The sequence below is a fragment of the Metallosphaera javensis (ex Hofmann et al. 2022) genome, from assembly GCF_022064045.1.
Lineage (GTDB): Archaea > Thermoproteota > Thermoprotei_A > Sulfolobales > Sulfolobaceae > Metallosphaera > Metallosphaera javensis.
In genome coordinates this window covers 48,415-60,752 of record NZ_JAKNCW010000013.1, presented here as the reverse complement: position 1 = coordinate 60,752, position 12,338 = coordinate 48,415, and the positions used below count along the sequence as shown (strand labels likewise).

Sequence of the window (12,338 nt, the reverse complement as noted above, 5' to 3'; positions counted from 1 at the left end):
TGGGCTCAAGGTTATTAACCCTGAGAAGGTAACACATTATCTGGGTCAGGACGGGGAGAGACGCGATCTTCACGCTCTCACCCAGAATCAACCCGTCCTGGCCCAACTTAAATTTTGTCTATTATAGCAATATTGTTGGACACACTCCATTTCCTGGTGGTTAAAATGTTACTTCAGTGAGTTGTAATGATTAAACTGGATATGGAGTGCAGAGTATCAGGGTGAACCACGTTAAGATACGGTTGAGCTGGGATATCACCATCAGCAAGCCCAACATTTAGAAGTCCATACACCAGGTAGTAGCTGATGACGTTATAAAGGGACACGATTTACTGGTTGCATTTAGCGCATTGAGGTCCTCCTATTTCCTACACGTGGTCTTTATTCAGCAATGAATCTCCAGGAAGAACCCTGGATGACCAGGATCCCAGAGAGGAGTTAGTCGTAATTGTCCTTTCAAGTTTCGGAGAACGAATGTCAGGTCGACTATTAGGTTTCCCTGCTCCGGCCGGAACATTAATGGTGATATCGCAATTCGTGGGCTACCCATGTTATGTATAGTACTTTCCTGAAAATCCCTTCAAGTCCATTTTACCTAAAAGTCCTTCAGTTCTGTCCCAATTATCTTCCAATTAAATTTCACTTTTAAGGTAAATGTCATCGCTCATCTATGAACGATTTTCATTTCAATACGAACTTTATTGAAGAATATCTCACCACGTTAAAATCCGTAAAGCACTATTATGTATTTGAGCAGTCTTTAACGTGAAATACACAACAAACCGAACTAGGCCCCGATTCGCTTCAGGTTTCATGGCTTACCTAATGAGTTCTCCGAGTAGAGGAAAGAGATACTAAATGAGTATCATGACTCTAGGTGATCGGTGAAGTTTTCACGTGATGCCAAACATAGTCTCGGGAAGCGGAAGATCACCTTTAGAAGGTCTCCATAGTACAAAAGGGAGAACGATAGCCTGTCTCGTAATAGAAGGTACGAGATCCCGAACAAGTCAGGGAATTCACTACTACTTTATGCAAGTTTTTACCCAGTGCCCTCTGATCAGTACCCATCCCCACGCTCAGAGGATAAAAATTCAAAACTGGCAACTCAGGTAGTTTTCCACACATACCGGATGGACTAATTCTTGGCAAAGGTCAGCAAAGGTTATTAAAGAAACAGGCCTAGGAGATCTCATGAGGTACATCGACTGGCTGGAACAGGCTGAGGAGGACCTAAACGTTGCTGAAATTCTGTTGAGAGCTGAAAGGTTCTTTGCCTCGGCATACTACTCTCAGCAGGCAGTTGAGAAGGGACTGAAGGCCTATCTTCTCTTTCTAGGTAAGGATCCGGGGAAGACTCATTCGTTAACGGAGCTACTTAACCAGATCGAAATTGAGGGAATCAAGGTTCCACAGAAGGTGAAGGAGGACTCGATGATTCTATCACCCCATTTCGTGATTTCCAGGTACCCCGATGCTGCCAATGGAGTTCCGGCTAGGCAGTACACGAGGGGAATAGCTGAGGATCTGTATGCGAGGGCGAAGGAGGTGATAGAATGGGTAAAGGAAAATCTGCATTAGAGAGTCAAAGGAGAATGTTGAAGTTAGCGAAGGATATTGTGGAGAGGTTAAAAGACGAGCTTCCCCTGACTCAGGTTTACGTGTTTGGGAGCAGAGCCAGGGGAGACTACCTGGACACAAGCGACATTGATCTGGTGTTTGTCCTGAAGGGAGTGAAGGGGATGAACGTATTCGACAGGATGAACCTGGTGGGTAAATATGTGTGGGGTAACGTGGATTACATAGTGCTAGATGAGGAGGAGATGGAGAGGTTACCCAGGGATTCTAAACTCCTCTGGACAAGGGAGATGGGATACACTGAAGACCTGTGAACCGCGAGACGGTGAAAGCAAGACAGGGAAAATTTCTCATCTGCACTTCAACTGAACTCAGGTCGCGATAACAACACTGAATCTGGATAATTCGTTCGGCCTCACATGGTCCTCTCCGCCTCGGGTTTCGCCTCACCCTCCCTTTCTTTCACGAGCCTGAACGATATCTCTCCCAGTCCAATTCCCCTGCTCCTCCCTATTCCAAGGAAGGACCCCACCTCGAGGTACTTCACTATCCTCCTCTTGAGGCTACCAGGCACATCAAACTCTATCCATCCCATCACACCCCTGGTCTTCCTCAACCTTCCCTTCTCATCCTCACCTATGATAGCTGTGACGGGATGGAGGTTGTATCCCACAACCCTGGAAAGGGCGTTCACCATCACGGTGAGCTTGAACGTTTTCATGTCATTCTCGTAACCGCTGGTCTTTCCCAGGACAGCGAGATACTGGCGATACGCCGAGGCCACCACGAGCCCCGGGGAGGGAATGAGTGAGAATCCCGCGTTATACCTCCTGTACTTTTCCTGGAGGAAAGGTGGAAGATAGATCTTTGAGGACAGCAGGGTTGGGGTCCTGAACCACACCTTCAGGTTTCCCTCAACGCTTGCTGGAGGGGATTCGTCAAGGAACGTGATCTCCTTAAGCGATACCTGAAATTCCCCATAGGGCGTGCTCACCTTTCCTCCCTCAACGTTGAGCGCCTCCTTGGTGAAGGGAAATGAAACCGAGGCAAACATCCTGACCCCTCCCTTCACCGACACCGGTTCACCGGTGGAGAACAGCCTCTTACCGTTCATCTCAAGATTGGAGATGAAGAGGGGCTTCTGCTTCTCCCCTGACTTAACCATCTCCTGAAGGAATGGGAGAACCTGATTGGACAGCATCAGGTATTTCACCACCTTGGAGGAGAGAGGAGGTAGCACCACATCGCTCATTGGAGTCACGGTGAAGGTCATTCTAATGAGTTGCATGGAAGATAGAGCTCTTCATGGTATAAAAGGATGAGGTAACCGTGACCTGATCGGAACTCCGGAAACACGTTCGTGAGACTCTCCCGGTTCACACCAGCGTAACTCAAGGTTTATTATTTTTGGTATCCCAGATAATTACATGTCTCAGGATGACGTGGCTTCGCTGGTTCAGACCATGACCCGGAAATACGCTGAAATCATCACCATCATCTTCTCCAACGACGAGGTGATAGGGGAGATGGAGGAGGCGCTGGAGAGGGTGAACCAGACCCTGGACAGGATTGATGCCCTTCTAGGTGAGCATAGGTTCTACATGGATGAGGTAAACGAGGTCTCAGACGAAATCCAGGAAGCCCCGGACGAAATTCTCAGGAAGTTCAGGGAAGACCTCAGGAACCACATACTGGACCTGGGTTACATAAAGAAGAAGGCGGCGGAGATAGACGAGAAATTTAAGAAGCTTTCCCAGAGGAACAGGGAGATATCCAGGGAGACCAAGGAGGTAAGGGCCAGAACCCTGGAGAGCATGATGAGGGCGAGGGATTTCCTCAAGGAGCACGACCAGGTCTTCGAGTTGCTGGAGAAGGTCAGGGACGGCTCCACGCTGGATCCCAAGGAGGTGGACAGGCTGAGGGCCATTGAACCAGGGATGGACCCGATCCTTCAGGATCTGAGAAGTTCGAACGAGGGGCTGAGGAAGTTGAGGAATAGCTACCAGGAACTTGGGGATAACCTTTACGAACTTCTCCTGGAGATTGAGGCTTTTAACTCAACGCTGGAGGGAGTGGTGAGGAGGTTCACCCTGAGTAACCTAGTTTCAGGTAAGAGGAGGCCAGAGGTGATAGTGAAGGGGGACAGGATACTGGTGGTCATGGAGGTGAGGGGCGTGAAGGAGGAGGACGTCAGCGTGAGCGTTGAGGGAATAACTCTTGTGATCAGGGTTAAGGATAGGGAGATGATGGTGAACCTGCCCGAGAGGGCGAGGCTTACCTCGGTAAAGGTTGTGAACGATACCCTCACCGTGGATCTGAGGAGGGAGGGAGGCAGGTGAGCTGGGGCGGGCTAGCTTAAGGTGGCCCAAGTGTAGGTGTAAACATGAAAGCCATGAACCTCGACAGCTTCTTCGATTACCTTCCCAGTCTGGGCGAAGAGGAATATTACCTTTTCTACCTCATTTCCCGGGATCGCGAGGCAAGGAGGGAACTGGGTGTCAACGTGGACAAGGTTCTCTTTCGCGTCGCGGAGAGGGATCCCAGGAGGGCCACCGAGATTCTCAGCGCCATCAGGGAGAGGGCAGAAATCTTCAAGGTGAGGGGAGTGGCGGTGAGGCGAGAATGGGTTAAGATCATGTTTCTGCTGAACCCCGTAAACTTCGTTAAGGCCTCCAGGAAGGCCACAGCCAGGTTCGTGGAGAGCTGTGGGGAAAAGATGGATATCATGAAGCTGTATCATTCGGAGCTTGCAAGAAACGTGGATTTCAGGATATTCATGCTGGATATTGACGTAAGGGAGAGGGAGGTTCTAAGACAACTTAAGGGCATCAGGGCGAGACTGGTGATCACCACCAGGAGGGGATTCCACATTCACGTGTGGAAGGAGGACGTGGATGACCCCAGGAGACTCTTTAAACTTCAGGGAGTTGAGGTCAAGACCAGGGACGCCATAGAGTACGTGCCCCTTTTGGATCAGGGTAACTTCACTCCCCAGGCATATCAGGTGGAGGACGCATCTGAGGTAGAGTCGCTTCTTCAGTGAGGAAAGTCAAGCAAGGGGCTTCGGGGAGATGAGAATTTAAACATGTGCCAGGATTTCCTCTCGTGAAGCTCTTCCGCCTCAATTTCGATGTGGTGCTCACCAGGGGAGATATAACGGAAGTTGAGGTAGATGCCATAGTCAACGCGGCCAACTCTTACCTTTCCCACGGGGGAGGAGTGGCATGGGCAATTGTGAGGAAAGGAGGAGACGTGATCCAGAGGGAGAGCGATCAGTACGTTCTGGAACACGGTCCCGTCCCCGTGGGGGAGGTGGCGGTGACCAGTGCAGGGGCTTTAAGGGCCAGATATGTAATTCACGCCGTGGGACCGAGATATGGGGTCGAGGGCAAGGATAAGCTGTACTCAGCCGTGAGGAGATCGCTAGAGAAGGCAGAGGAACTGGGATTAAGGAGCTTGGCACTTCCGGCCATATCCACAGGAATATTCGGTTATCCTCACGAGGATTGTGCCGAGGTGATGGCCCGCGTGTTCCTGGAGTTTAAGCCGAGGAGTTTGAAGAAAGTGATTGTGGTCCTCTACGACGGGAGGGCATACTTAACCTTTGAGGATGTGTTCATGAGGTTGCTGAAATCGCGGGGATCTCACGAGGAAACATGAGCCCATTCGCGACCTGACTGGCTCCGTGAAGGTCTGAGCAGAGATATCAACGCTGATTGATCAGGATGTTCAATCTTTATATTTTCCTTGCATAAAGAGATGATAATGGCCATAATAGTGAGAAAGGTTCACAAGAGGGACGACGGAACCACCGTGTGGATAAGGGTTGGAGACTCGTCCCCAATTATAAAGGACGGCTCCGTGATAGACGGAGGTTTCTTCATCAGGATTGGAGACGACTCAGGGGACAAGATGATCAGGCTCTCGGATCAGGAGGCACTGGACATCGCCTACAGGATAATCGAGGCATATAGGAGACATGTTAGGACCTTCGCTAAGCTTGACGAGCTCTCCTACGAACAGTACAAGAGGACCAAGAGGGCTGAGAACGAAGAGGAAGAGGAGCTCACCCCTGAGATAATGGAGAGGGAGATCATCAATTTTCTCAAGGACCTGGGTGGGGAAAGCACACTGGAGGAAATAAGGAGTGCCCTGGGAGAGGAGTATGCAGCCTACGCTCGAGGTCCCATGAAGGACAAGAGGGTCAAGATTGAGGGAGGGAAGGTGAAACTCCTGAAGGGTGAGTGAATCGCGGAGATAGCGTTCTCCGGTTTGTGTCCGGATTATGAATTTCACGGGGTTACTCCGTGTCCTGCTTGTCACGCTTCACCAAGTGCCCTTTTTGTGACGCCTCAATCCCGCAAGGGATTTGATGGTCGTGAACCGGACCCCTAACAACATCACAAAATTACATAGTCTTCATCCCTATCTGAACTTTTCTGTGTCAAAATGACCACTTGCGAATGATCCCGCACCCCGTGACCCAACTTTAGAACGCACCTCAACTAGTCCACAGCTTCACTAGAACTCCTCCAGTACAGAGTATCTCACTATGGGATCGGCCACACGATAACCGTCATCAATCTTCTCCAAGAATCCGTTTTTAACCAAGTTTTTGAGGTCCCTTGACAGGGTTGTATTGCTCACGGTTCTTCCGGTGGAGGCAACCAGATAATCCTTTACATTTTTCCACTTTGCCTTCCCCAGGCTGGCCACACACTTTATTATGGGAAGGTAATAGGGACTCTTCATGAACAGTTCCTGCAACTCTTCCCTGATTAACCTGGTGCCCAGCTCCTTCACCTCCTGTATTGCCTCACCGCCCCTCTCCAAGTAGAGCTTTCCGAAATAAACCAGCCAGCCCACAATCCCATCAAGTTCCTCAACAGCCCTCTCGATCAGGGAGTCGCTAACGCTCATCCCCAGCTCCTCAAATCCCCTCCTCAAGAACTCCCTGGATCTCTCCCTGTTAAATGGCTTCAACTCAACCTCAACGTAATATCTTCCGTAGAGCTCTGACCTGGGGTCTTCCGCTCCTAAAAAGTCGTGAAGTAGTCCCACCTCACTCCCGGTTAAAACCAAGTTGATCCCCTTCAAGTGATCGTAGACGTAGGCAAGTATGGACCTCAACCCAATTGTCGAGAATCTCAGGTACTGTGCCTCATCGAACACGAGCGGGATGCCTCCCTGCTTTAGTCCAATCTCGTTCAGGACTGTTAGGATGTTGTTCAACTCTCTGCCCATTTCTCCAGGCCTTAGGTTCACCTTCACTGGCCACTTCACGCTAAGGTTCAGCCTACTCAGTATGTCCCTGACCTGTTCTCCCCTACTAATCTTAGTTAATGAGGAGTAGAGTTCCTCGACCAGCTTTTGAGCGTGAACCTTCCTAGTGTTGGAATCGAAAATCTTTCTAACATCAACGAAAATGTAATTCAACCTGAGCGAGTTGAGCACTGAGAGGATAAGGCTGGATTTACCAACTCTCCTGAGTCCCGTAAGTACAATCATCCTTTCCCTCAGGTTCTCCCGCAGTTTTCTCGTCTCATCTTCCCTGTCGAAAAGATCGTCAAGCGAACCCTTGGGTTGCGTATCGAAGAGCAAGTTACACCCCTGTAACTTAGTTACACCCCTGTAACTTAAATCTAACTGTCCACCAGTTTGGATTTCGTGAGAAACTGATCTTGAGACCACAGCTTAGTTTAACCTTGTTTTGACGTGATCCTTTCAGATACTCTCCGCGTAGCCCTAGGCCCACCAAACTGGGAGCAACGCCATCCTAGTTAGTATGTGGAGTATTTGAATGAATCAAGTTAGGATAAGCCTTGGATGAACCCATGGTGTCATGATAGATAAGGCTCTTTCAGAAAATCCACACTCCACATTCAAGTCGTCATAATTGCGTCTCGATCATCTACCACTGCGTCCGGACGTATTGACACAGACCGTGAAACAATGAAGAGCTTGGCCAGATCGCGTGTGCAACGCCTAACAGTAGGTGCTGTGCGGATTCAACCATCTCAACCTGAATAAATTATCTCCATATTTTCCGTTAAATTTGATTCCATTAGGGAAAGTCCTCACTGACTTATACGCGAACTTGCTACCCCACCCTGGAGGGGTCAGTTGTCCCAATCTTTATAATACTTGTGGAATATACACTTTTGATCAAGGTGGAAGTCCACGAGGTAATCAGGGACCTGATGGCAACGCTTTCCCGACTTTCCAAGGAGAAGCTGTTTCTGGGCGTGACCCTCCAGGAGGTTGAGGACTCCACTTCGGTTGAGGTTGAAGGTCCCCTGGAAAACTGTGAACCCTTCACCTCCTTCTCCTATCTGGATACTTCCTCCCGTTATATGACCGTGAGGGGGGCCAACATATACATGGCCTCCCTTTACGCCAACCTGGAGGGGCAACACATGACTGTGCCCCTAAACGCGTCCCTCCCCTTCCTTGCGATTAAGGGTTCGAAGGACGTTATGGAGATGATAGAGGGCTCACCGCTCTCCTCCATTGTGAGGACCAGGAACGTCAACGGGGTCCCCTACGATCCAGGTTACAAGGATGACAACATTCTGGACGAGCTGAGGATATTCCTTGAGAACAGGGCAATAGAGAGGGCTAGGGTTGCCATAGTGGACGGTCCCGTCTTTCCCGGGCCCTACCTGCCCCTGGTGGGTGAACCATACAGGTCCGCGTTCGAGAAGCTGATCCACGACAGAAAGAGAGATCGCCTGGTGGGAGTAGTGAAGAGGCTCTCCATGTCGAGGAAACTCTCCAGGGTGAAGGACCTGTGGCGAGGGGATGGAGCTCCAACCGATGACGTGCTGACCCTGGAACTGGGAAGGGGAAAACAGGTTTACATCACTCCTGTATTGAGGGAGGAATTCCAGCTCTCCAGCATTTCACTTCAACGTTACATGGTTTACGTGAAGGTGAGGGATTCAGCCTTCAGAGTGGAGAGTCCCTCCAGGGATCTGCTATGTCAGGGAGTGGCCACGTCCCTGGCCCACGCGTCCTACAGGGGTATACCCGCCTTCATAGAGGCTGCCGACAGGCTCTCAAGGAAGTTGAGCGCATCCACCTTCGTTCTGTCGTTCATCTATGCCAGGGGACAGGTTGATGTCACCTATGACGACTGGAACAGGTTCCAGCAGGCCAACATGGATCTGGAGATGGGGTAGTGAAAAGAGGGAATCCCGTTAACGTGGTCTGGATGCTAACTGCCAACCACGGGATGAGGCCTCTTCGTGACTCCCAAAGAGTTAAAAATGAAAAATCTCCTTAAATCCCATGAGCCTTGAGGAAGCCAGGAACAGGGCCAGCAGGTACGGGGAAGTCGTGGGACTGATCAGCAGGGTCACGCCCATCTCCCACGGGAAGGACAACAATGAAATTCGCGCCGAGATCCCCTATGAGGTTTACCTCAAGAGGAAATTCCTCATTGGAAGTTACGTGGGTATATCCATCCCGGTATCCGGTACCCTCATGCTGGGGAGGATAACCTCAGTTGAGAGGGCAGACATCCTTGCCATTTCCAGGATTCCAGCTCTTTCACCCGTGGAGGACACCTCCGCCATAACCACGCCTCTATCCCTCACCATAGAGCTTCTCTCGGAGAAGGTGGAGGGCGAGGTCGTTCCTCCCAGTTCCCCAGTGGATCCCCAGAGTCCCATCTTCGTTCCTAACACGGAGTTCATAAAGGAGATGCTGGGTTTACCACCTGATGGAATCACCGTAGGGAAACTGGTAGAGGGGTATAAGCTTCTGGACGTTCCAGTGAACCTCACCGGGGAGGCATTGCGACACCACGTCCTCGTGGTGGGGACCACTGGCGCGGGTAAGACCAACCTTCTTCGCCTCCTGATAACCAGGAGCAATATCCCCGTCCTCGCCTTCGATATTCAGGGCGATTACGTGAGGACGATGGCCACGATTGGGGGAACCGTCCTGGTTCCCGTGACCAGGGAGATGGGGAGGGTGACAGATTTCATCTCCCTTTTCTTGAGGAGAAGTAACCTGCAGGACTACAAAATAGCCAGCGTTGATGGGCAGAGGGTTACCCTCACCAACGGGGAGAGGACCTTTTACGTGGAACTGATGGGGTTCAGGTTGAGAGAGACGTACAGGGAGATCCCCGATGTCTCGCCCATCTTCTCGGGACAGGGAGCCTACTTCTTCAAGATGATTGCTGAAAACTGCCTCACGGAGATTGATAACTGGATCGAGGAGTGCAACCCTCTTTTCAGCGAGTTTCACGTACATCAAACCACGGCGGAGAACATTAGAAGGTCAGTGATTATGTTGCAGGAAACGGGAATTCTGGACATCCCCCTGGAGGGGGGATATCTGGGAGAACCTGACTACGAGGACCTTGTGAGGAGGAAGGCCATCGTGGACCTGAGGTGGGTGATGGAGAAGGGAGTGTCCACTGCGACAACGACGGCCTTTCTCGTGGTGGATCGGATATTCAGGTTGATAGATTCCAGGTATAAGAACGAGGGAGTAGAGACGCCCTATCTTCTGGTGTTTGACGAGGCTCATGAGTACTTCCCTCAATCAAGGCGAGATGAGGAAAAGGAGGGGCTGGAAAGGCTAATAAACAGAATATTGAGGCTGGGAAGGGTCAGGGGAATTGGAGCAGTGCTAGCTACTCACAGGCCAACGGACCTCAATGATCTCATCCTTACCCTGACCAACACCAAGATTGCCATGAGGGCAGATGAGGATGCACTGGAGAAGATCGGTATGGAAGAGTACGCCAAGATCCTTCAGGCCTCTCCTCCGGGTTACGCGGTTATGAGAACCTTCTCCCTCAAGGTACAGGATCTGGTGTTCAGAACTGACAAGTATCAGTGATGTGCAACGGTCAGACCTCAGCAAAAAAGCATGGAGGCCTGACGCCTGTCGTGGTGATTGGTGCTTTGTGTGGTTTTTAACAGTGTTCTGTGAATAGTGTCCACGCCACTATAAAAGCAATCAAAACTACCAATGTATCTCCCAACCGGCATCCCGTGCTAAATCAGGCGGGAATTATCCTGAGCACCTCGCTGAGGGAAGTTATCACGAAAACGCTACCCAGGAACATGTACATATGAGAGGGCTTCATACCGTTGGCCAGCCTGGCGAAGAAGTAGCCAGAGATAAGCGCGGTGATCCCTATCACCAGTGAAGCAAGGAGGTTCACCCTATCCGCGAGGGAATATGCCAGTCCACCGCTCAATGCAGATAATAACATGGCCAGCGTTGCAGTCCCTATCATTTTCTTCACGTCCATGGAGAAAAGTATCATCATCACTGCAATGAACATGATTCCCCCACTGGCTCCCAGCGTTCCTGTCACGACTCCTATGATCACGCTCATGACAGGAGCCAGTACGTAGCCCCAGAGTCCCAGATTCCTTCTTCTGATCTTCAGGGACGGATTTCTGGATCTCCGGAAGGAGATGTAGGCCATCACTGCGGTGAAGACCGTGAAGGTTCCCTCCAGCAATTTATCTGGAGTGATGAAGGCAATCCTTGATCCAAGCTGGGCTCCCAGAATTGCCCCAACACCCATCAACAGGGAGGTCCTGAGGTCCACGTTCCCGTGCCTGAAATAAACGAATATGACTGAGAGTGTGGTGATTATGTCGACCCAGAGGCTTGAGCCTACGGAATCAACAAAGCTCAACCCAAGGTAGGACAGGGCAGGTACTACGATCAGGACGCCACTTGATCCCGTAATTCCCGTCAACGCACCAACGGCAATTCCAACGAGTACGAGGATTAATATCGATATCATGATAACCATCTAACAAACTAAACGGATTAATATTCCTAGTGATCCAGGTAGCGTCTCGAGTGTCGCGAAAGCATGAACTACTCCGCCCTCAAGGATGAAGTGCTTGCAGGTTAAGACTCCCAAAGAGTTAAAACATGAAGGGAGGAGAGTAACTCATGGAACTCGCTGAACTGCTCCTCACCTCCACTCACGGGATCGCCTTCACCGGTGCTGGGATAAGTACTCCCTCCGGAATACCTGACTTCAGGGGTCCCCAGGGCCTATGGAAGAAATATCCGCAGGAACTCTCCTCCGCCTCTTACCTTAAAAGCGACCCCAGGGGGTTCTGGGAGTTCTACGCCTTCAGGTTAAGGGCCATGGACTCGGTCTCCCCTAACCCTGCCCATTACGCGCTGGCGGAGCTGGAGAGGATGGGCCTCATCAAGTACGTGATCACGCAGAACATAGACGGACTTCATCAGGATGCCGGTTCAAGGAACGTGATAGAGCTTCACGGTACCTCCCGGAGATTCTACTGTGAGGAGTGCGGGAGGCAATTTGAGAGACGGGAGGTTCTGGAGAAGGTACAGAGTGGAGAGTTACCACCCCGTTGCCAGTGCGGAGGTCTCATAAGGCCCGCAGTGGTGCTCTTTGACGAGCCAGTACACCGGATAGGGGAGGCCTTAACAATCGCTCAGGAGTCAGACCTGGTTCTAGTGGTTGGATCTTCCCTGACGGTTTACCCCGCGAACCTGATTCCACAGGTGGTGAAGGAGAACGGTGGGAGGCTTGTAATCATAAACATGGAGGAGACTCCCCTAGATCACGTGGCGGATCTGGTCATTAGGGAGAGGGTGGAGGAGGTCCTTCCCAAAACTGTGAAAAGAGTCAAGGAGATTGTGGGATTAAGCAATTGAGAGGTTTCACCGTTCACTCCGAACGCGGAGTTTTCTTTGGTTCATTTTCCTTCCCTAACTAATCCTGACCGGTTCTTGCGCTT

General features: G+C 50.8%; 12 protein-coding genes. 9 read left to right on the top strand and 3 right to left on the bottom strand.

Features of this window, described 5'->3' with window-relative positions; genetic code table 11:
• Positions 1-1,194 precede the first annotated feature (1,194 nt).
• Positions 1,195-1,581: a HEPN domain-containing protein gene (locus tag L3N51_RS08945; protein ID WP_238026810.1), complete on the top strand. Its 387-nt coding sequence runs from the start codon at positions 1,195-1,197 to the stop codon at positions 1,579-1,581.
• On the top strand, positions 1,557-1,892 hold the full coding sequence (locus L3N51_RS08940; RefSeq protein WP_238026809.1) for a nucleotidyltransferase domain-containing protein: 336 nt from the start codon (positions 1,557-1,559) through the stop codon (positions 1,890-1,892). The genes L3N51_RS08945 and L3N51_RS08940 overlap by 25 nt, the downstream gene beginning before the upstream one ends.
• Before the next feature lie 101 nt (positions 1,893-1,993).
• Here the strand turns inward: L3N51_RS08940 and cas6 are convergent, their stop codons facing one another.
• Positions 1,994-2,866, bottom strand: coding sequence for a CRISPR system precrRNA processing endoribonuclease RAMP protein Cas6 (gene cas6, locus L3N51_RS08935; RefSeq protein WP_238026808.1), 873 nt, complete (start codon positions 2,864-2,866; stop codon positions 1,994-1,996).
• A 139-nt stretch (positions 2,867-3,005) separates the two neighbouring features.
• On the opposite strand from cas6, the gene L3N51_RS08930 reads away from it, so the two are divergent.
• From L3N51_RS08930 to L3N51_RS08915, 4 genes are all read left to right on the top strand, one after another.
• On the top strand, positions 3,006-3,917 hold the full coding sequence (locus L3N51_RS08930) for an Hsp20/alpha crystallin family protein (protein WP_238026807.1): 912 nt from the start codon (positions 3,006-3,008) through the stop codon (positions 3,915-3,917).
• 44 nt (positions 3,918-3,961) lie between these two features.
• Complete coding sequence (locus L3N51_RS08925; protein WP_238026806.1) at positions 3,962-4,621, top strand: hypothetical protein; 660 nt, start codon at positions 3,962-3,964, stop codon at positions 4,619-4,621.
• Between the two features lie 44 nt (positions 4,622-4,665).
• The gene (locus L3N51_RS08920; protein ID WP_238026805.1) at positions 4,666-5,238 is read left to right on the top strand and encodes an ADP-ribose-binding protein; all 573 of its coding nucleotides are present in this window, start codon (positions 4,666-4,668) and stop codon (positions 5,236-5,238) included.
• 105 nt (positions 5,239-5,343) lie between these two features.
• Positions 5,344-5,826: a hypothetical protein gene (locus L3N51_RS08915; RefSeq protein WP_238026804.1), complete on the top strand. Its 483-nt coding sequence runs from the start codon at positions 5,344-5,346 to the stop codon at positions 5,824-5,826.
• 273 nt (positions 5,827-6,099) lie between these two features.
• Here L3N51_RS08915 and L3N51_RS08910 read toward each other — a convergent pair whose 3' ends face one another.
• A complete protein-coding gene (locus tag L3N51_RS08910; protein WP_238026803.1) occupies positions 6,100-7,179 on the bottom strand; it encodes an AAA family ATPase in 1,080 nt (359 codons plus the stop codon).
• A gap of 569 nt (positions 7,180-7,748) precedes the next feature.
• Between L3N51_RS08910 and L3N51_RS08905 the strand changes: the two genes are divergently transcribed.
• A complete protein-coding gene (locus L3N51_RS08905; protein WP_238026811.1) occupies positions 7,749-8,759 on the top strand; it encodes a DNA double-strand break repair nuclease NurA in 1,011 nt (336 codons plus the stop codon).
• Positions 8,760-8,868: 109 nt separating this feature from the next.
• The gene (locus tag L3N51_RS08900; RefSeq protein ID WP_238026802.1) at positions 8,869-10,434 is read left to right on the top strand and encodes an ATP-binding protein; all 1,566 of its coding nucleotides are present in this window, start codon (positions 8,869-8,871) and stop codon (positions 10,432-10,434) included.
• Positions 10,435-10,597: 163 nt separating this feature from the next.
• Here L3N51_RS08900 and L3N51_RS08895 read toward each other — a convergent pair whose 3' ends face one another.
• Positions 10,598-11,359 carry a sulfite exporter TauE/SafE family protein gene (locus tag L3N51_RS08895; protein ID WP_238026801.1) on the bottom strand — a complete coding sequence of 254 codons (762 nt, stop codon included), beginning with the start codon at positions 11,357-11,359 and terminating at the stop codon, positions 10,598-10,600.
• 155 nt (positions 11,360-11,514) lie between these two features.
• Here L3N51_RS08895 and cobB point away from each other — a divergent pair, with 155 nt between their 5' ends.
• Positions 11,515-12,255 (top strand): NAD-dependent protein deacetylase, encoded by a 741-nt coding sequence (gene cobB / locus L3N51_RS08890; RefSeq protein WP_238026800.1) that lies wholly within the window; start codon positions 11,515-11,517, stop codon positions 12,253-12,255.
• Positions 12,256-12,338: the final 83 nt, after the last annotated feature.

Coding starts and splice junctions, on each gene's coding strand:
- L3N51_RS08940 (WP_238026809.1), top strand. CDS start 1,557: ATGGGTAAAGGAAAATCTGCATTAGAGAGTCAAAGGAGAATGTTGAAG.
- L3N51_RS08915 (WP_238026804.1), top strand. CDS start 5,344: ATGGCCATAATAGTGAGAAAGGTTCACAAGAGGGACGACGGAACCACC.
- L3N51_RS08900 (WP_238026802.1), top strand. CDS start 8,869: ATGAGCCTTGAGGAAGCCAGGAACAGGGCCAGCAGGTACGGGGAAGTC.
- L3N51_RS08895 (WP_238026801.1), bottom strand. CDS start 11,359: ATGATATCGATATTAATCCTCGTACTCGTTGGAATTGCCGTTGGTGCG.
- cobB (WP_238026800.1), top strand. CDS start 11,515: ATGGAACTCGCTGAACTGCTCCTCACCTCCACTCACGGGATCGCCTTC.
- L3N51_RS08925 (WP_238026806.1), top strand. CDS start 3,962: ATGAAAGCCATGAACCTCGACAGCTTCTTCGATTACCTTCCCAGTCTG.
- cas6 (WP_238026808.1), bottom strand. CDS start 2,866: ATGCAACTCATTAGAATGACCTTCACCGTGACTCCAATGAGCGATGTG.
- L3N51_RS08945 (WP_238026810.1), top strand. CDS start 1,195: ATGAGGTACATCGACTGGCTGGAACAGGCTGAGGAGGACCTAAACGTT.
- L3N51_RS08930 (WP_238026807.1), top strand. CDS start 3,006: ATGTCTCAGGATGACGTGGCTTCGCTGGTTCAGACCATGACCCGGAAA.